This is a genomic window from Methylobacterium ajmalii, from assembly GCF_016613415.1.
In the GTDB taxonomy this organism is placed as follows: domain Bacteria; phylum Pseudomonadota; class Alphaproteobacteria; order Rhizobiales; family Beijerinckiaceae; genus Methylobacterium; species Methylobacterium ajmalii.
Genome location: NZ_JACWCT010000153.1, coordinates 37,513 through 54,907, shown reverse-complemented (window position 1 = coordinate 54,907; position 17,395 = coordinate 37,513). Strand labels below are relative to the sequence as shown.

Here is a 17,395-nt window from a genome sequence, read left to right as displayed (position 1 = left end):
TGACCCGCGGTGCCGGCCCGCGGGGCCTGCGCCCGCCGGCCGCGCCCCGGCCCGTCCTGTGGGCCGCCGTCGCCCCGCTGCGACCCGGCACGGCGTTCTCGGAGGTCTCCCTCGGCTGGAGCGCGATCCGCCGCAACGAGACCTCGCCGGCCTCGCGCCACAAGACGCTCGGCTACCTCGACGCGGTGCTGGCCGCCGAGGCGGCGGCGCAGGACGGCCACGACGAGGCGGTCTTCCTCAACACCGCCGGGCGGGTCGCCTGCGCGGGCATCGGCACCCTGTTCGCGGTCTCGGGGCGCGAGGTGGCGACGCCGCCCCTGGACGAGGGGGTGCTCGCCGGCATCGTGCGCGCCCGGGTGCTGGCGCTCGCCCCCGGCCTCAGGCTCGGCGCGGCCGAGCGGCCGCTGACGCCCGAGGACCTGGCGCAAGCCGATGCGGTCTTCCTCACCAATTCCCTCCGGCTGGTCGCGCCGGTGCGGCGGATCGGGGACCGGGATTATGCCAGCGCCGGGCACCCGGCGGTGCTGGCCCTGCGCGAGGCCCTGTCGCGGGAGATCGCGCAGGCCTGCGGGATGGCGGTGGAGAGCTGACGGCGGCGCCCGCCTCTGCGGGCAGAACAGCCCGGAAGAACGACCGAGACGAGAAAGCGCGGGTTTCCTTCTCTCCCCGCCGGCGGGGAGAGGGGGGGAGGGTTCGGGAGCCGGTCTTCGAAAGCTTCGGGCCCGCGCTCACTCCGCCTGCGCCGCCATCCGGTGGCGCAGCTCCGCCACCCCGACCGCCTCGCGAGCATAGGCGAGGCCGAGCTCGACCCGCAGGGCGCGCAGGGCCTCCTCCGTGTGCCCGGTCGGCAGGCCCCGGCGTCGGCGCTCGTCCAGCACCGCGAGCTGCCGGGCGATGCCGCGACAGGCCTGCGCGACCGTGCGGTGCTCCGCGGCAGGTGAGGATTCAGGCACCACGCAGCCTCCGAACCGACCGCCGCGACGGCGGTGCGCGCCGACGATCCGTCCGAAACCAGACACGAGTCCAGGCGCGACCGCAATCGGCCGGAGGTTACGCGACTGTGCGTCCCATCGGCGGGGGCCTTGCGAAAAAGATCGGAAACCCGCCAGAAGTGGCGCAAGCAAGGCCGTCAGGCCCTCGATCGGAGAGCAGAGCATGAAGCGCGCGTCCCTGGCGGTGGTTCTCGGTGCCGCGACCGCCCTGGCGGCAACCCTGCCGGCCGGCGCCAAGACGCTGGTCTACTGCTCCGAGGGCAGCCCGGAGAACTTCTACCCGGCGGTGAACACCACCGGCACCTCGTTCGACGCCGGCTCGCAGATCTACTCCAACATCGTCAATTTCGAGCGCGGCACCACCAACGTGGTGCCGGACCTCGCCGAGAAGTGGGACGTGTCGGAGGACGGCAAGACCTACACCTTCCACTTGCGCAAGGGCGTGAAGTGGCACTCCAACAAGATCTTCAAGCCGACCCGCGACTTCAACGCCGACGACGTGATCTTCTCGTTCGAGCGGCAGTGGAAGGAAAACAACCCGTTCTTCCGGGTGACCAGCTCCAACCACACCTACTTCAACGACATGGGGCTGCCCAAGCTCCTCTCGTCGCTCGACAAGGTGGACGATTACACCGTCCGCTTCACCCTGACCGGGCCCGAGGCGCCCTTCCTCGCCGATCTCGCGATGCCCTTCGCCGCGATCCAGTCGAAGGAATACGCCGACGCGATGATGAAGGCCGGCACGCCGGACAAGCTCGACCAGGAGCCGATCGGCACCGGCCCGTTCTACCTGCTGCAGTACCAGAAGGACGCGATCGTCCGGTACCGCGCCTTCCCGCAATACTATGCCGGCAAGGCCGCCCTCGACGACCTGGTCTTCGCGATCACGCCGGATGCCTCGGTGCGCTGGGCCAAGCTCCAGAAGGGCGAGTGCCACGTCATGCCGTACCCGAACCCGGCCGACGTCGACGCGATGCGCAAGGACGCAAACGTCCAGGTGCTGGAGCAGCCCGGCCTCAACATCGGGTACCTGGCCTACAACACCAAGAAGAAGCCGTTCGACGACGTGCGCGTGCGCAAGGCGCTGAACATGGCGATCAACAAGAAGGCGATCATCGACGCGGTCTACCTCTCGACCGGTATCGCCGCCAAGAACCCGATCCCGCCGACGATGTGGTCCTACGACGACGCGATCAAGGACGACCCCTACGATCCGGACGCGGCCAAGAAGCTGCTCGCCGAGGCCGGCCTCGGCAGCGGCTTCGCGATGGACCTGTGGGCGATGCCGGTGCAGCGGCCCTACAACCCCAACGCCCGCCGCATCGCCGAGCTGATGCAGGCCGACCTCGCCAAGATCGGGGTGAAGGCCGAGATCAAGTCCTACGAGTGGGGCGAGTACCGCAAGCGCGCCCAGGAGGGCGAGCACCAGAGCGCGATGTTCGGCTGGACCGGCGACAACGGCGATCCGGACAACTTCCTCCACACCCTGCTCGGCTGCGCCGCGGCGGAGAAGGGCGGCGGCAACATCGCCAAGTGGTGCGACAAGACCTACGACGACCTCGTCACCAAGGCCAAGACCGTCACCGACAAGGCCGAGCGCGCCAAGCTCTACGAACAGGCGCAGGTGGTGTTCAAGCAGCAGGCGCCGTGGTTCACCATCGCGCACGCGGTGCAGCTGAAGCCGGTGCGCAAGGAGGTGGTGGACTTCAAGCTGTCGCCGTTCGGCCGCCACACCTTCTACGGCGTCAGCCTCAAGTAAGAGCCGATCCGTGCTCCGCTTCCTCCTGACCCGCGCGTCCCTGGTGATCCCGACCTTCCTCGGGATCACCCTGGTGGCGTTCTTCCTGATCCGCCTGGTGCCCGGCGACCCGATCGAGACGATGGCGGGGGAGCGGGGCATCGATCCGGTGCGGCACGCGGAACTGCGCGCCGAGTACGGCTTCGACAAGCCCCTGCTCGTCCAGTACGGCATCTACCTCGAGCGGCTGGCCCACGGCGACCTCGGCCGCTCGATCAGCACCAAGGAGCCGGTGATCGCCGAGTTCGCCAGCCTGTTTCCGGCGACGATCGAGCTCGGGGTGTGCGCGATCCTGTTCGCGCTCCTCGTCGGCCTGCCGGCCGGCATCCTGGCGGCGCTCCGCCGCAACTCGGTCTTCGACCACGGGGTGATGGGTCTGTCGCTCACCGGATACTCGATGCCGATCTTCTGGTGGGGCCTGCTCTTGATCCTGCTGTTCTCGGTGCAGCTCGGCTGGACGCCGGTCTCGGGCCGCATCGACGTGCGGTACTTCATCGAGCCGGTGACCGGCTTCCTGCTGATCGACACGCTGCTCTCGGACGAGTCCGGCGCCTTCGCCTCCGCGCTCTCGCACCTGATCCTGCCCGCGGTGGTGCTCGGCACCGTGCCGCTCGCGGTCATCGCCCGCATGACCCGCTCGGCGATGCTGGAGGTGCTCGGCGAGGATTACATGCGCACGGCCCGCGCCAAGGGCCTGCCGGCCTGGCGCATCGTCGGGCTGCATGCGCTGCGCAACGCCCTGATCCCGGTCGTCACGGTGATCGGGCTGCAGGTCGGCGTGCTGTTCACCGGCGCGATCCTGACCGAGACGATCTTCTCCTGGCCCGGCATCGGCAAGTGGCTGATCGAGGCGATCGGCCGGCGCGACTACCCCGTCCTCCAGGGCGGCATCCTGCTGATCGGCGCGGTGGTGATGGCGGTGAACCTCATCGTCGATCTCGCCTACGGTCTCGTCAATCCTCGCATCCGGCACGCCCGCTGATGAGCGCCGAGCTTCTCGACACCCCCGCCGCCTCGGCGCCCCCGGCCGGCCCGCCGCACCCGCTCGCCGAGTTCTGGACGAGCTTTCGCGCCAACAAGGGCGCGGTGATCGGGCTGGCGATCATCGTCGCGGTGTTCCTGATGGCGGTCTTCGCCGACGTGATCGCGACGCATCCGCCGAACCTCACCAACGACGCGGCCTTCCTCAAGCCCCCGTTCTGGCAGGAGGGCGGGTCGCTCACCTACCCGCTCGGCACCGACGCGATCGGCCGCGACATCCTCTCGCGCCTGATCCACGGCGCCCGGCTGTCGCTGTCGATCGGCGTCGCGGTCGTGGCGGTGTCGATCCTCGTCGGCACGATGCTGGGGCTCGTCGCGGGCTTCATCGGCGGTGCCACCGGCATCGTCATCATGCGGGTGATGGACATCATCCTGACCCTGCCGTCCTTGCTGCTCGCCATCGTCATCGTGGCGATCCTCGGCCCCGGGCTGATGAACGCGATGCTGGCGGTCGCCGTGGTGGTGCTGCCGCATTACGTCCGCATCGCCCGCGCGGCGGTGATCGCCGAGAAATCGAAGGACTACGTCACCGCCGCCCGCGTCAGCGGGGCCGGCCCCTTGCGCCTCATGCTGTCGGAGGTGCTGCCGAACTGCGCCGCGCCGCTCATCGTCCAGGCCTCGCTCGGCGTCTCGACGGCGATCCTCGACGCGGCGGCGCTGGGCTTCCTGGGGCTCGGCGCCCAGCCGCCCTCGCCGGAATGGGGCACGATGCTGGCCGACGCCCGCGAGTTCGTGCTGCGCGCCTGGTGGGTGGTGACCTTCCCGGGGCTGATCATCCTGGTCACGGTGCTGGCCTTCAACCTCGTCGGGGACGGTCTTCGCGACGCCCTCGACCCCAAGCTGAAGCGGTGAGGCGCCCGATGCCGCTCCTCGACATCCAAAACCTCTCCGTCGCGTTCCCGTCCGCCGGCGGGACCCTGCGCGCCGTCGACGGCGTCAGCCTGACCCTGGAGGAGGGGGAGGTGCTCGGCGTCGTCGGCGAGTCGGGCTCGGGCAAGAGCGTGACCATGATGGCGCTGATGGGCCTCGTCGCCTATCCGGGCCGGGTTTCGGCCGACCGCCTCGCCTTCGCCGGCCGCGACCTCTTGGGGATGCCGTCGCGCGAGCGCCGCCGCCTCACCGGCCGCGACGTGGCGATGATCTTCCAGGAGCCGACCACCAGCCTCAATCCCTGCTTCACGATCGGCTTCCAGATCACCGAGTCCCTGCGCCAGCATCTCGGGCTCGATCGCAAGGCCGCGAAGAGGCGGGCGATCGAACTTTTGGAGCAGGTCGGCATCCCGGCGGCCGAGAGCCGGCTCTCGTCCTATCCGCACCAGCTCTCCGGCGGCATGAACCAGCGGGTGATGATCGCGATGGCGATCGCCTGCAACCCGAAGCTCCTCATCGCCGACGAGCCGACGACGGCGCTCGACGTCACCATCCAGGCCCAGATCCTCGACCTGCTGCTCTCGCTCCAGCGCGAGCGCGGCATGGCGCTGGTGCTCATCACCCACAACATGGGCGTGGTCGCCGAGACCGCCGACCGGATGATGGTGATGTATGCCGGCCAGGTGATGGAGCAGCAGCCGGCCAGGACCCTGTTCGCCGCGCCCCAGCACCCCTACACCGCGGCTCTGCTGGCGGCGCTCCCGGAGCGCAGCGAGGGCGGGCGGCTCGCCACCATCCCGGGGGTGGTGCCGGGCCTCTACGACAGGCCGCGCGGCTGCCTGTTCTCGCCGCGCTGCACCTACGCCACCGATCATTCGCGCGACGAGCGCCCGGCCCTGCGGCCCTGGCAGGACGGCGCCGTGCGCTGCCACTACCCGCTCGGCGATCCCTCCCGCGACGCCCGCATCCGTCGGGACCACCCTGCCGGCGCCAGCAGCGCCGGTGCCGGCGCAAGCGCCGAAACGCCCACCATCGCGGAGGCCGTCCGGTGAGCGCCCCCGTCGTCGTCGCCGACGATCTCCGCCAGACCTACGAGATCCGCCGCGGCCTCTTCCGCGAGCCGGCCCGGCTCCAGGCGGTCGGCGGCATCTCGTTCTCGATCGAGCCCGGCCGGACCCTGGCGGTGGTCGGCGAATCCGGCTGCGGCAAGTCGACCCTCGCCCGCATGGTGACGCTGATCGAGCCGCCGACCGACGGCCGCCTCACCCTCGACGGGATCGACGCTGTCGACCCGCCGTCGTCCGAGCGCCGCCGCCTGCGCCGCACCGTGCAGCTGGTATTCCAGAACCCCTACGGTTCGCTCAACCCGCGCAAGCGCGTCGGCGCGATCCTGGAGCAGCCGCTCACCATCAATACCGGCCTGTCGGCATCTGAGCGCCGCGAGCGGGTGCGGGCGATGATGGCGAAGGTCGGCCTGCGCCCGGAGCACGATGCGCGCTACCCGCACATGTTCTCGGGTGGCCAGCGCCAGCGCATCGCCATCGCCCGCGCCCTGATGCTCTCGCCCAAGCTCGTGGTCGCCGACGAGCCGGTCTCGGCCCTCGACGTGTCGATCCAGGCCCAGGTGCTCAACCTCCTGGCCGACCTGCAGGCGGAACTCGGCCTCGCCTACCTGTTCATCTCCCACGATCTCGGCGTGGTGCGCCACATCGCCCACGACGTGCTGGTGATGTATCTCGGGCTCGCCATGGAGCAGGGGCCGAAGGACGCGATCTACGCCAACCCCCTCCACCCCTACACCCGGGCCCTGATGGCGGCGACGCCGGGCGTCGGGCCCCGCACCCGCGACCGCATCGTGCTGCGAGGCGAGTTGCCCTCGCCGCTCAATCCGCCGCAGGGCTGCGTGTTCTCGACCCGCTGCCCCCACGCCACCGACCGCTGCCGCCAGGAGCGGCCGGCCCCGCGGCCGCTCGCCGGCCGGGCGGTGGCCTGCCACTACGCCGAGGACTTCCTGGAGGGGGCCGAGGGGCGGGCGGTCGCGGTCTGACCGCCGGATCACGGGCCCGGGGCTACGCGCCGGCCGTCCCGCGCCCTACCATAGAGGGGGTGAGCAGGAGGCCAGCGACCGGATCCGTGAGCGAGCCCATCGCGGCGGCCGAGCCGTCGCCCGATCCCCTGTCGAAACCGAGGGCAGCGCGCCTCGCCCGCGCCGGGCTCGCCCGGATGCTCGCCTTCCGCACCAGCCTGCGGTTCGCGCGCCTGCGCCACTGGCTCGCCGGCCGGCTGCCGCCCCGGGCCCGCGGGCGGCTGGCCGAGAACGTGCGCCACGCCGAGCTCGCCGGCCTCGCCTTCGCGTTCCGGGCCCGCGCCGTCGCGATCGCCGTGGTGGCGCTGTGGCTCGTCGTGCTGGTGCCCTGGCCGCGCGGCCTCTACTACCTCGCCGCCGCTGGCCTGTTCTTCGTGCTCGGCACGATTCCCTACGCGTTGCGCCGCCACCGCCGCGCCTGGAAGATCAAGCTCGCCTTCACGGTGCTCGACGTGGCGCTGATGAGCGCCGTCATCATCGTGCCGCCGCCGGCCGGGCTCGGGATCGACTGGCCGATCCAGACCCGGCTGCGCACCCCGGAATTCCTCTACGTGCTGCTGCTGCTCGGGGAGGCGGCGCTGACCTACCGGCCGCTGGCGGTGTTGTGGACCGGGACCTGGATCGCCGCGATCTGGTCGCTCGGCGTCTGGCTGGTCTACGGGCGCGAGGACACCGTGCGCTTCGCCGACGCCGCGCATGACGGGGCCCTCGGTGCCGAGGAATCCCTGCGGGTCTTCCTCGATCCGGCCTATGTCGGGCTGACCCCGCTCTGGACGCAAGGGATCGTCACCGGCCTGTTCACGCTGCTGCTCGCCATCGCGGTGTGGCGCGGCCGGGGCACGATGCTGGCGCAGGTGCGCGCCGAGGTGGTGCGGGCCGACCTCGCCCGCTACGTCTCGCCCGATGTCGCCGACGCGCTCGCCGCCCGGGCCCATGCGGGCTTCGGCGCGCCGCAGACCCGGGTGGTGGCGGTGCTGTTCGCCGACGTGATCGGCTTCACCGGCATGAGCGAGGGGCTGGGCCCGGAGCGGGCCTTCGCGCTCCTCGGCGGCTTTCGCGAGCGCAGCTGCAAGGTGGTGTTCCGCCATGCCGGCACCCTCGACAAGTTCCTCGGCGACGGCTTCATGGCGACCTTCGGCGGCCTCGACGGGCGCGGCGACGGCGCCGCGCGGGCCATCGCCTGCGCCCTCGACCTCCAGCACGAGATCGACGCCTGGAACGCCAAGCGCACCGCCCGCGGGGCCGAGCCGGTGCGGGTCGCGGTCGGCGTGCATTGCGGCCCGGTGGTGATCGGCACGATCGGCGCCGACCAGCGGGTCGAGTTCACGGTGATCGGCGACGTGGTCAACGTCGCGAGCCGCCTGCAATCCGCCACCCGCGAGGTCGGCGGCCGCATCCTCGCCTCCGACCACTGCCTCGCCGCCGCCGGCCCGGCGGCGGCGGGCCGCTTCACCCGCTCGCTGCCGCTCACCCTGCGCGGCCGCAGCCAGCCGATCGTCGTCCACGTCGCCGAGTAGGGCCGGGCGGAACCGGTCCCGCGGGTCGCTGCCGGGGAGGGGTTCAGCCCCGCTGCAGGATCTCGATCCGCACGCCGTCCGGCCCCTCGAAGAACGCGATGCGCAGGCCCGGCCGCACGTCGGTGATGCCCGAGACGAGCGGGATGCCGCGCCCCGCGAGGTCCGCCACCGTCGCCTCGATGTCCTCGACCCGCAGGCCGATATGCTCGATGCCGAGGTTGGGCGGCGTCGCGGCCGGCCCGGTGCCCTCCGGCGCCTGCTCGATGAACATCGTCATCCCGCCGAGATCGAGGATGACCCGGCTCGGGCGCTCACCGCCCTCGCGCCCCGTCTCCCGCGCCCCCAGAACCTCGCCGTAGAACCGCGCCGCCGCCGCGGCGTCCCGGCTGCGCAGGTGGAGGTGGTCGTACCGATAGCCCATGCGGCTCTCCCTTCGGGACGCATCCGATCGCGCCCCGCCGTCACGGCCCGCACGGTACGTCGCGGGGCGGCGCGGCGATAGGCGTCCCGGGCCGGGTCCACGGGCCACCGGCCGCGGTTGACGCACCGCGCCGCGCCGCCCTACAGAAGGGGCACCCGGACCCACGCGCGTCCGCGGCCGGAAGGGTGGCCGAGTGGTTTAAGGCAGCGGTCTTGAAAACCGCCGTGGGGGCGACTCCACCGTGGGTTCGAATCCCACCCCTTCCGCCAGAAGTATTGTTTAAGTGTTTGTATTTGCAAGCATTTTTGTTTTTCTGATTCGGGCAACCCTTAGCTAGCCCACGTTATGCTTCGGCTTGCAAATTATCCCGCTGCACCCCACCGGATGATTGCCTCGGCCGAGTCAGCAAAGGCTGCTGTCCTACTTTCGCAGGATCGATCGCTCGGGTAAGCGTTGAGGGACTTGGCCGCACGGCCTCAGAACCTGCCGTGCTGGTCAGGATGCGATCTCTGGCGGTCTCATGCATCCTTTCGCCATCGTCGCTGTTAGGTGGACGCCAAGTCCTTCACAGACCGCAAATCATCAAGCCATCAGGATCACCATGGCCGGCCTCAAGGACAAGCGTGGCTTCATCGATAAGGACCGGCTCGATTTGTCGGAACGCAAGGCTGTCGAGTTCTGGATGAAGCGATGGGGCGTTACGCAGGACCAACTCACGGCGGCGCATCGGAAGGTCGGCCGAATGACGAAGGATATCGCTGCCGAGTTGGGCAAGAAGCGTTAGGCGGGTGAGTGGCGGCCTCAGGGAATGGTCTGGAGATGTGAGGGGGGGGGCTGCGCGTATGCCGATCAGCAGGATTGACCTCGCGGACGCACGCTCGCCGGAGGCGCTCGTCAAACGCATACTACAGGCCGAGCCGAACCTTTCGGTCCCCGTGCCGATCCAAGAGCTTTGCGCGCGCCTCGGCATCCTCAGGCTCGAAGACCTCGACAACGCTGAGTTCGAGGGCGGCCTCGTGACCGATGCGAAGCGGTCCGAGGGGACTATCCTCGTCAAGCGCGGGGGCGAACCGCGCCGGCGTTTCACCATCGCACATGAACTCGGCCACTTCCTGATGGCGCACCACGTCCCGGATCAGCCCGGCCGGTTCCTATGCAAGAGTTCCGACCTCCTACGGCTCACGGCCAAGGTGGGTGACCAGCGGCAGCGCAGGGAGGTCGAGGCCAACCGCTTCGCCGGCCTCATGCTGATGCCCCCGCTCCTGCTGCGGGGGGCCATGGCGGCCTTTCGCGAGCCTGATCTGCAGCACGTTCTCCTGCTCGCGCGCGACTTCGCGGTTGGCAAGGAGGTGGCGGCTCGGTCTTACGTGCAGTACCACCCCGAGCGGATCGCGGTCGTCGTGGTGGGCAATGGCCGTGTGCAGCGGTGCTACCGGAGCCTCTCCTTCCCGGACATCACCTGCGCTGTCGGCAGCCCGGTCACAGCAGGGTCGCTCTATCACAGCCGTCCGCATCGACCGGACATCGCTAGCGATATCGTCGCATGCAGTCCCGATCTATGGGTCGACGTAAAGCGTGACCTCCGCGCGCCGTCCCTCTACGAACAGGTGTACCTCCAGCAGAACGGCTTCGCGATGATCCTGCTGCGTCTGGAACCCGTTCCGGAGGAGAGCGCGGAGGAGCGCAAGCTCGACGAGGGTTGGCGTCACCGCTTCCACTCAGGGCGACGGTAGGCGAGATTCCGCTGGCGTTACGCGGCCGATCGGGGTGATGACGAAACGTGTCCGAGCACACGTCGTCCGTAATCCAACTCGCGATGTGATGCTCGCGATAACCTGGGCGGGTGATGTCGGGCACGAAATCCCCGTAGTCCGGTGCGCTGCCGGCATCTTCCGACGGGACACGCCGAGCGCTGCAATGGGGTCGGCGTACTGAGGTTACTTATCGGGCCGCTCGACTCTCGCGTGCCTGCCACGTGGCGACGAGGAACGTCGCCACCGCCTCGACCGGGCGGACGCGGAGCTGCCATCCTGTATGGACACAGTATCGGGCTGACATGGACTTGTCCGAACTCCGCCCAGGGTGCGCTCACCCACCACCCCGCAAAACAAACCGCGTCATCTCCGAATCCCGCCCCAGCCGCAGCGCGAAGCCCGGCCAGATCCCGGTGCCATTGCCGACGAACAGGGTCATGCCGCCGACCGCATAGGCGCCCGAGACGAAACCGTCGTTGCCCCGGGCCACCAGCCGGTCGAGGCCGCGGATCATGCCGCCATGGGTGTGGCCGGAGAGCTGGAGCGCCACGCCCCGCGCCGCCGCCTGCCGGGCGTTCCGGGGCTGGTGGTCGAGGAGGAGGATCGGGGCGCCGGGCGGGGCGCCTTTAAGTGCTGCCGCCAGGTCGGGGCCGGGCTGGCCGGCATTGGGCGCCGAGGCGTCGGTGACGCCGGCGAGCACCAGGGCGGCCTCGCCCCGGGCGAGCACCGCGTGGGCGTTCGGCAGCATCCGCAGGCCGAGGCCGGCGAGATGGGCCATCCAGGCCGGGTAATCGAAGAAATATTCGTGGTTGCCGGGAATGCCGAAGACGCCGTCCGGGGCGCGAAGCGCGGCGAGCGGCGCCACGTCGTCCCGGCGCATCGCCACCGAGCCGTCGATGAAGTCGCCGGTGACGACGATCGCGTCGGCGCCCGCCGCGTTGGCGCGGGCGACCACGGCGCGGGCCCAAGATGCGGGGAAGAGGCGGCTCAGGTGCAGGTCGGTGAGCTGGAGCAGCCGGTAGCCCTCGAAAGCCGGCGGCAGGCCGGGGATCACGACCTCGCGCTCGACCACCGGCGGCACCCGGGCGGCCTGGGCGACGCCGATCCCGGCGAGCAGCACCGCGAGCCCGGCGGCGGTAAACCGCAGCCCGTCGGGAATCGCGACGGATCCGCGCTGGACCAGGGCGGCGGCGAGCGCCCCGAGATCGAGGGCGATCTGCAGGACCGCGAGCAGCGCGATCGCCCCGAAGGCCCCGTTGAGCGCGAGGACGACCGCGCGGGGGAATTCCGGGGCGAAGACCGAGCCGGAGGAGAGCCGGTTCCAGAGGTGGAACTGCGAGGCGGCGAGCAGCAGCACCGCGAGCGCCGCCTTGACGGCGAGCGGCAGCGAGAGCGGCAGGAGCCAGCGGGCGATCACCAGAAGGCACGGCGCCGCGAAGACGAGGTGGAAGATGGCGGGCTCCTTGCGGTGACGGGCGGGCCGGACATCCCGGGGTACCGCGCCCGGCGGGCGCGAGCGCTCCTTACCCCACTTCCAGCATCTCGCGCACCAGGGGCGCCACCCGGGTCCCGTAGAGCGCGATGCCGCGCATCAGCCGCTCGTGCGGCAGGGGCCCGGCGCTGTACTTGAGCTGGAACCGGCCGAGGCCCAAGCCCCGCACCGTCGCGGCGATCTTCTTCGCCACCGTCTCGGGGCTGCCGATGTAGAGCGAGCCGTGATCGGCCTCGCGGTCGAATTCCTGGCGCGTCATCGGCGGCCAGCCGCGCTCGGCGCCGATGCGGTCGCGCATCCGCTTGTAGTCGGCGAAGAATTCTTCCCGCGCGCCCGCATCGGTCTCGCCGACATAGCCCGGCGAGTGGACGCCGATCGGGCGCACGTTGCGGCCGAGCTGGGCGCAGGCCCGGTGGTAGAGGTCGACGTAGGGGCGGAAGCGCTGCGGATCGCCGCCGATGATGGCGAGCATCAGGGGCAGGTCGTGCTGGACCGCCCGCACCACCGAGTTCGGGCTGCCGCCGACCCCGATCCAGGTCGTGGGCGGCGCCTCCGGGGTGGGGAAGACGGACTGGTTCGAGAGCGGCGCCCGGGTGGTGCCCTGCCAGGTCACCGGCCCGCCGGCCAGCAGCGCCGAGAAGAGCCCGAGCTTCTCCTCGAACAGGGTCTCGTACTGGTCGAGGGGGTAGCCGAAGAGCGGGAAGGATTCGGTGAACGAGCCGCGGCCGAGGATCACCTCGGCGCGGCCGTTCGAGAGGCCCTGCAGGGTCGAGAAGCGCTGGTAGACCCGGACCGGGTCGTCGGAGCTGAGCACCGTCACGGCCGAGCCGAGGCGGATGCGCGTCGTGCGCGCCGCGATCGCCGCCAGCACCATCTCGGGCGAGGACACGGCGAAGTCCTCGCGGTGGTGCTCGCCGACGCCGAAGAAGTCGAGCCCGACCTCGTCGGCCAGAACCCCTTCCGCGACCACGTCGCGGAGGACCTGGCCGTGGGAGAGGGGCTCGCCGTCGCGGGCGGTGACATCCCCGAACGTGTCGAGGCCGAATTGCAGGGTCTGTGTCATGGCTCCCAAGATGGACGCGCCGGGGCCGGTTTGAAATGCGCGGCGATGCAAGGGCAGGCTTGCAGCCGCGCACAACGAGGGTTCAGAGCCGGAACAGGCCGAGGGCGTCCTGCACCGCGTCGCGGGTCTCCTCGGTGAGGCGGCGGGCCTGCGCGGTGCCGGTGCGCAGCACGTCCCGCACCCGGTCGGGGTCGCGGGCGATCGCGGCGCGCCGCTCGCGGATCGGCCCGAGGAGGTCGCGCAGGATGCCGGCGAGGCGCTGCTTGAGGGCGGCATCGCCCAGGCCGCCGCGGCGGTAACGCTCCTTGAGCGCTCCCACCTCGTCCGGGTCGGGGTCGAAGGCGTCGAGATAGGTGAAGACCACGTTGCCCTCGACCCGGCCGGGATCGGAGGCGCGCAGGTGGTCGGGATCGGTGTACATCCGCTGCACCGCCGCGGCGATCTCGGCGTCGCAGGCCGAGAGCGGCAGGGCGTTGCCGCCGGACTTGCTCATCTTGGCCCGCCCGTCGACCCCGGGCAGGCGCCCGACCGGCGGGATCAGCGCGGTTGCCTCCGGCAGGAGGTCGCGCCCGGCCTGCCGGTTGATCCGGCGGACGATCTCGTTGGCCTGCTCGATCAGGGGCGCCTGGTCCGCGCCGACCGGGACCAGGGTGGCGCGGAACGCCGTGATGTCGGCGGCCTGGGCCGCCGGGTAGCACAGGAAGCCCGTCGGGATGTCGCGGCCGAAGCCGCGAGCCTGGATCTCGTCCTTGATCGTCGGGTTGCGCTCGAGCCGGGCCACCGTGACGAAGTTGAGGTAGAGCAGGGTCAGCTCGGCGAGCGCCGGCAGGGCCGATTGCACGCAGAGCGTCGTCACCGCCGGATCGATGCCGACCGCGAGGTAATCGGTCGCGACCTCGATCACGTTGCGGGCGATGCAGGCCGGATCGTGGGCGTTGTCGGTCAGCGCCTGGGCGTCGGCGAGCAGCAGGTACTGGCGGTGGTCGTGCTGGAGCGCGACGCGGTTGCGCAGCGAGCCGGCGTAATGGCCGAGATGCAGCGGGCCGGTGGTGCGGTCGCCGGTGAGGATGACGGGCTTTGACGACATCGGGCTCTCTTCTCGAAGACAGCCGCCGCGCCGACGGATGCCGAGAGCCTCAGGGGACCGACCATGCCACCGCACGGCGGCATCGGTCGCAACAGGATGACGACGGCCGCTTCCTTACGGGAAGCGCCACCAGACGGTCGCGCGGGGGGAGCGGGGTTCGGTCATCGGGAACGAGCTTAGAGCATTTTCCGACGAAGTGGATGCCGGTTCGTCGAGGAAAATGCGGCAAAATCGGAAGCCCGGAGAGCTTCGCGATCGCGTTGCGATCGTGAAGCTCTCCGGCGGGCGTCCCCGCCGCCCTCAAGCGGGATCGGACGCCGCCTGGCGGGCCGGCGCCGCGCCCTCGGCCAGCTCCTCCACCCCGACCCAGAGGTTCCAGGCCGGGGCCAGGCTCCAGCCCGCCAGCCCGACATGGGCCTGGGGCATCCGGTAATGCAGCACCGGCCGGGGGCTCACCTTCTCGTCCGGCGGCAGGGCGGCCCGCACGCCGGCCTCGTCGCGGTGGGCGAGGAGCGGCAGGAGGTCGAGGCCGCGGTGGCGGGTCGGGTTGGCCGCCAGATAATCGCCGGCGAGGCCGTCGAGGTCGGGCCGATAGGCGGGATCGAGCACCTTGGCGGCGTAAGGCGCGGGGAAGGGCGGCGGCAGCCCGCGGGCGGCGAGGAATCCGCCGGCCGCGGTCTCGCGGCGCAGTTGCGGCTCGGAGCGGAGATAGGCCTTGAGCAGGCCGGTCAGGGTCGCGGCGGTGAGATCCGGCGGCTCGACGTTGAAGTGCAGCCCGAGCGAGCCGAGGAGCACCGCGCCGCGGCCCCGGCCGCCGGCGCCGTGCAGCAGGGCGGCCAGCCGGTCGACCTCCGGCAGCCGGTCGAAGGCGAGGGGGCCGGTGATCAGCTCGCGGGGCACGACCGGGCCGAGGAGGGCGGCGAGCGAGCGGCCGGCGGCGCGGACCGGCAGGCGGGGCAGCGCGCCGGGCTCGGTCATGCGACGCTGCGGATGGGCGGCGCGCAGGTCGAGCTCGACCCGCAGGTCGCCGAGCGACGTGCCCTCGAGCCGGAAGGCATGCGGGTCCTCCTCGGCGAGGCGCCCGCCGAGGCCGGCGGCGAGCGCCGCGGCGGCGATCCGGGCCGAGGGCCCGGTGAACTCGATCTCGACGCCGACCCGGCGCGGCGTCCCGTCCTCCCGCAGGGGACGCGGCGGCGAGCGGAATTCCAGGGAGGGCGATTCGGGCACGCGCGACTCGAGGGCAGGAGGGGGCCGGCCCGGCGGCGTTCACGGCGCCGCCGTCACCGGCAGATCCGGGGAGATAGGGGCCGGGGCAGCGACGGGCAGGGGATCAAGGCCGAACAGGTCGGGGCAATCCTCCTCGCCCGGTCGCCGCGGCAGGCGCCGGCCCGCGGGCGCGTCCGGGCCGAGGAGCCGCATCACCCGCTTCGAGACCGCGACCGCCAGGTTCTCGCGCTTGGCCCGGGCCTCGACCCGGGCGAGCGCGTTCATCGCCGGCCCGAGCACGGTGAACTCGGCCCGCCAGCCGTCGTCGAGGACGCCGACCAGGACCTCGCCGGCATGCACCGCGGCGGTGAGGGCGAGCGCCGGCAGGCCCTCGCGGCGGCGCGCCTCGTTCATCGCGTGCATCCGCGCCTCGATCTCGCGCACGCAGGCGAGCGCCGCCGCCGCCTGCTCGGCCGGGGCGCCGTCGACGAACTGGGCCAGCACCCCGTCGCCGACATACTTGTCGACGAGGCCGCCGCGCTCGGTCACCGCCGCGTGGGCGAGCGCCCGCACCGCCAGCAGCCAGTCGAGCACCCGCGCCTCGCCCCAGCGCCGGGTCAGCGCCGAAAAACCCCGGATGTCGAGGGCGAGCAGGCAGGCGTGGCGCGGCTGGAGCGCCGTCGGCCCGTCGCGGCGCACGAGGTCGATCCCCGCCGGCACGAAGCGCGCCAGCGTCGCCCGCTCGTGCTCGAGGCGCAGCATCGTGGCCACCCCCCGGCGCAGGCGCAGCGCCCCCTCGATCACGAAGGCGGCCGCGACCAGGAAGGACAGGAGCCCGAAGACGTTCGCCGCCGGCGGCAGGCCGAGATGCGGATCGAGGAGCCCGAGGCCGAGGGCGCCCGACCATACCCCCGCGACGAGGGCGGCGAAGACCGCCGTATGGCGCGGCCTGAGGGTGAGGCCGGATTCGAGCAGCAGCAGGAAGGCCGGCAGGCGGCTCGCCATCGTGCCGGGCTCGTCGGCGACCTCGGCGGCCGCCACCATGTGCTCGAGCACGATGTAGGCGGCGAGCGCCGCGTCGAGCAGCGTCGCGATCCAGGCGAGCCGCGCCCCGCCCCGCCGCCGCGCCGTGGCGGCGAGCCAGAGCGAGGAGACCGCGTAGCCGCCCAGGATGAACCAGTGGCTGCCGGCATGCAGCACGCCGTCGCTGAGATGGGCCGAGACCGCCAGCACCCCCAGCATCGCCAGGCGCATCGCCAGCATCCGGGTGGCGGTGCCGGCCGCCAGGCCCGCGGCGAGGCCGGATTCGTCCGCGGCGGGGCGGGGCACCGCTGGGCGGGGCCTGCCGGGCTGGAGCGCCGCGTCCCGGTCCGGCGGGGTCCGATCGGGTGTGGTCATGCGGGGCAAAGCCTTACGCGCGGGCCGCCGGGGCGTCGAGGGCGGGCCTTCCCCCCGAATGGTCCGGCAAGCGGACGGCGCCGGCGCTCCCGCGGGCCGAACGGCACGGGCGATCGCTCCGTTCCGGGACACCGCCCCTTGCGGGTCGAACCTCCCATCGCCATCTCCAGACCATCCAACCGGATGGTCAGAGGAAGGCGACAGGATGACGGGCACCGTTCACGAGCTGCGGCCCAAGGTGCCGGACAGCGAGAAGGTCACGGTCAATCTCGGCTTCGTCGACCTCGGCCGCATCGACCTGATGGTGCGCGACGGCTTCTACGCCAACCGCGCCGACTTCATCCGCACGGCGGTGCGCAACCAGCTCGACCGGCAGGAGGAGGCGGTGCGCCAGGCGGTGGCGCGCCGCCAGCTCAGCCTGGGGCTGACGCACATCACCAGGGCCGAGCTCGAGGCGGCGCGGGCGGCCGGGACGCCGCTGAGCATCCAGGTGCTCGGGCTCGCCACCATCGCGGACGACGTCACGCCGGAACTCGCCCGGGCCGCCATCGCGTCGATCCAGGTGCTCGGCGCCTTCCACGCCAGCGCCGCCGTCAAGGCGGCGCTGGCCGACCGCATCGCCTGACCTCCGGCCCCTCGACCCGCCCCCCTCGAACTCCGCAAGGATGAT

17 protein-coding genes and 1 tRNA gene are annotated in these 17,395 nt (G+C 71.8%); 11 read left to right on the top strand and 7 right to left on the bottom strand.

From position 1 onward, the window contains the following. Nucleotides 1–590: aminotransferase class IV (locus HPY23_RS27435; protein WP_200601985.1), on the top strand; the 590-nt coding region annotated here is incomplete at its 5' end. Nucleotides 591–728: 138 nt separating this feature from the next. Here HPY23_RS27435 and HPY23_RS27430 read toward each other — a convergent pair. Further along, entirely contained in the window at nucleotides 729–956 is a 228-nt protein-coding gene (locus HPY23_RS27430; protein WP_091882408.1) for a hypothetical protein, read from the bottom strand. 199 nt (nucleotides 957–1,155) lie between these two features. On the opposite strand from HPY23_RS27430, the gene HPY23_RS27425 reads away from it, so the two are divergent. From HPY23_RS27425 to HPY23_RS27400, 6 genes are all read left to right on the top strand, one after another. After that, entirely contained in the window at nucleotides 1,156–2,751 is a 1,596-nt protein-coding gene (locus HPY23_RS27425; RefSeq protein WP_091882411.1) for an ABC transporter substrate-binding protein, read from the top strand. A 10-nt stretch (nucleotides 2,752–2,761) separates the two neighbouring features. Next, the gene (locus HPY23_RS27420) at nucleotides 2,762–3,772 is read left to right on the top strand and encodes an ABC transporter permease subunit (RefSeq protein ID WP_091882414.1); all 1,011 of its coding nucleotides are present in this window, start codon (nucleotides 2,762–2,764) and stop codon (nucleotides 3,770–3,772) included. Further along, entirely contained in the window at nucleotides 3,772–4,683 is a 912-nt protein-coding gene (locus HPY23_RS27415; protein WP_091882418.1) for an ABC transporter permease subunit, read from the top strand. Before HPY23_RS27420 ends, HPY23_RS27415 begins: the two co-directional genes overlap by 1 nt. A gap of 8 nt (nucleotides 4,684–4,691) precedes the next feature. Beyond that, nucleotides 4,692–5,753 (top strand): ABC transporter ATP-binding protein, encoded by a 1,062-nt coding sequence (locus HPY23_RS27410; protein ID WP_091882421.1) that lies wholly within the window; start codon nucleotides 4,692–4,694, stop codon nucleotides 5,751–5,753. After that, complete coding sequence (locus HPY23_RS27405) at nucleotides 5,750–6,748, top strand: peptide ABC transporter ATP-binding protein (RefSeq protein WP_091882424.1); 999 nt, start codon at nucleotides 5,750–5,752, stop codon at nucleotides 6,746–6,748. The genes HPY23_RS27410 and HPY23_RS27405 overlap by 4 nt, the downstream gene beginning before the upstream one ends. An 86-nt stretch (nucleotides 6,749–6,834) precedes the next feature. Further along, the gene (locus HPY23_RS27400; protein WP_244537491.1) at nucleotides 6,835–8,304 is read left to right on the top strand and encodes an adenylate/guanylate cyclase domain-containing protein; all 1,470 of its coding nucleotides are present in this window, start codon (nucleotides 6,835–6,837) and stop codon (nucleotides 8,302–8,304) included. Nucleotides 8,305–8,347: 43 nt separating this feature from the next. On the opposite strand, the gene HPY23_RS27395 is transcribed toward HPY23_RS27400, so the two are convergent. After that, nucleotides 8,348–8,725, bottom strand: a complete 378-nt coding sequence (locus tag HPY23_RS27395; RefSeq protein WP_048430973.1) for a VOC family protein — start codon at nucleotides 8,723–8,725, stop codon at nucleotides 8,348–8,350. 179 nt (nucleotides 8,726–8,904) lie between these two features. Here HPY23_RS27395 and HPY23_RS27390 point away from each other — a divergent pair. From HPY23_RS27390 to HPY23_RS27380, 3 genes are all read left to right on the top strand, one after another. After that, a tRNA-Ser gene (locus HPY23_RS27390) sits at nucleotides 8,905–8,994 on the top strand. A gap of 332 nt (nucleotides 8,995–9,326) precedes the next feature. After that, a complete protein-coding gene (locus HPY23_RS27385; protein ID WP_003600567.1) occupies nucleotides 9,327–9,509 on the top strand; it encodes a DUF3606 domain-containing protein in 183 nt (60 codons plus the stop codon). 58 nt (nucleotides 9,510–9,567) lie between these two features. Beyond that, nucleotides 9,568–10,458, top strand: coding sequence for an ImmA/IrrE family metallo-endopeptidase (locus HPY23_RS27380; RefSeq protein WP_091882427.1), 891 nt, complete (start codon nucleotides 9,568–9,570; stop codon nucleotides 10,456–10,458). Between the two features lie 355 nt (nucleotides 10,459–10,813). Here the strand turns inward: HPY23_RS27380 and HPY23_RS27375 are convergent, their stop codons facing one another. From HPY23_RS27375 to HPY23_RS27355, 5 genes are all read right to left on the bottom strand, one after another. Continuing rightward, nucleotides 10,814–11,932 carry a metallophosphoesterase gene (locus HPY23_RS27375; protein ID WP_091882430.1) on the bottom strand — a complete coding sequence of 373 codons (1,119 nt, stop codon included), beginning with the start codon at nucleotides 11,930–11,932 and terminating at the stop codon, nucleotides 10,814–10,816. Nucleotides 11,933–12,002: 70 nt separating this feature from the next. Further along, nucleotides 12,003–13,034: an LLM class flavin-dependent oxidoreductase gene (locus HPY23_RS27370; RefSeq protein WP_091882434.1), complete on the bottom strand. Its 1,032-nt coding sequence runs from the start codon at nucleotides 13,032–13,034 to the stop codon at nucleotides 12,003–12,005. 82 nt (nucleotides 13,035–13,116) lie between these two features. Further along, entirely contained in the window at nucleotides 13,117–14,121 is a 1,005-nt protein-coding gene (gene trpS / locus HPY23_RS27365; RefSeq protein WP_091882437.1) for a tryptophan--tRNA ligase, read from the bottom strand. Nucleotides 14,122–14,421: 300 nt separating this feature from the next. Further along, nucleotides 14,422–15,348 (bottom strand): amidoligase family protein, encoded by a 927-nt coding sequence (locus HPY23_RS27360; protein ID WP_244537492.1) that lies wholly within the window; start codon nucleotides 15,346–15,348, stop codon nucleotides 14,422–14,424. A 39-nt stretch (nucleotides 15,349–15,387) separates the two neighbouring features. Further along, the gene (locus HPY23_RS27355) at nucleotides 15,388–16,725 is read right to left on the bottom strand and encodes an adenylate/guanylate cyclase domain-containing protein (protein ID WP_139234873.1); all 1,338 of its coding nucleotides are present in this window, start codon (nucleotides 16,723–16,725) and stop codon (nucleotides 15,388–15,390) included. Nucleotides 16,726–16,930: 205 nt separating this feature from the next. Here HPY23_RS27355 and HPY23_RS27350 point away from each other — a divergent pair, with 205 nt between their 5' ends. Beyond that, nucleotides 16,931–17,350, top strand: coding sequence for a CopG family transcriptional regulator (locus HPY23_RS27350; protein ID WP_060847761.1), 420 nt, complete (start codon nucleotides 16,931–16,933; stop codon nucleotides 17,348–17,350). The last annotated feature ends 45 nt before the right edge of the window (nucleotides 17,351–17,395 follow it).

Bases quoted from the DNA above. Each gene is read 5' to 3' on its own strand.
- HPY23_RS27355 (WP_139234873.1), bottom strand. From the start codon at position 16,725: ATGACCACACCCGATCGGACCCCGCCGGACCGGGACGCGGCGCTCCAG.
- HPY23_RS27380 (WP_091882427.1), top strand. From the start codon at position 9,568: ATGCCGATCAGCAGGATTGACCTCGCGGACGCACGCTCGCCGGAGGCG.
- HPY23_RS27425 (WP_091882411.1), top strand. From the start codon at position 1,156: ATGAAGCGCGCGTCCCTGGCGGTGGTTCTCGGTGCCGCGACCGCCCTG.
- HPY23_RS27415 (WP_091882418.1), top strand. From the start codon at position 3,772: ATGAGCGCCGAGCTTCTCGACACCCCCGCCGCCTCGGCGCCCCCGGCC.
- HPY23_RS27410 (WP_091882421.1), top strand. From the start codon at position 4,692: ATGCCGCTCCTCGACATCCAAAACCTCTCCGTCGCGTTCCCGTCCGCC.
- trpS (WP_091882437.1), bottom strand. From the start codon at position 14,121: ATGTCGTCAAAGCCCGTCATCCTCACCGGCGACCGCACCACCGGCCCG.
- HPY23_RS27385 (WP_003600567.1), top strand. From the start codon at position 9,327: ATGGCCGGCCTCAAGGACAAGCGTGGCTTCATCGATAAGGACCGGCTC.
- HPY23_RS27370 (WP_091882434.1), bottom strand. From the start codon at position 13,034: ATGACACAGACCCTGCAATTCGGCCTCGACACGTTCGGGGATGTCACC.
- HPY23_RS27350 (WP_060847761.1), top strand. From the start codon at position 16,931: ATGACGGGCACCGTTCACGAGCTGCGGCCCAAGGTGCCGGACAGCGAG.
- HPY23_RS27395 (WP_048430973.1), bottom strand. From the start codon at position 8,725: ATGGGCTATCGGTACGACCACCTCCACCTGCGCAGCCGGGACGCCGCG.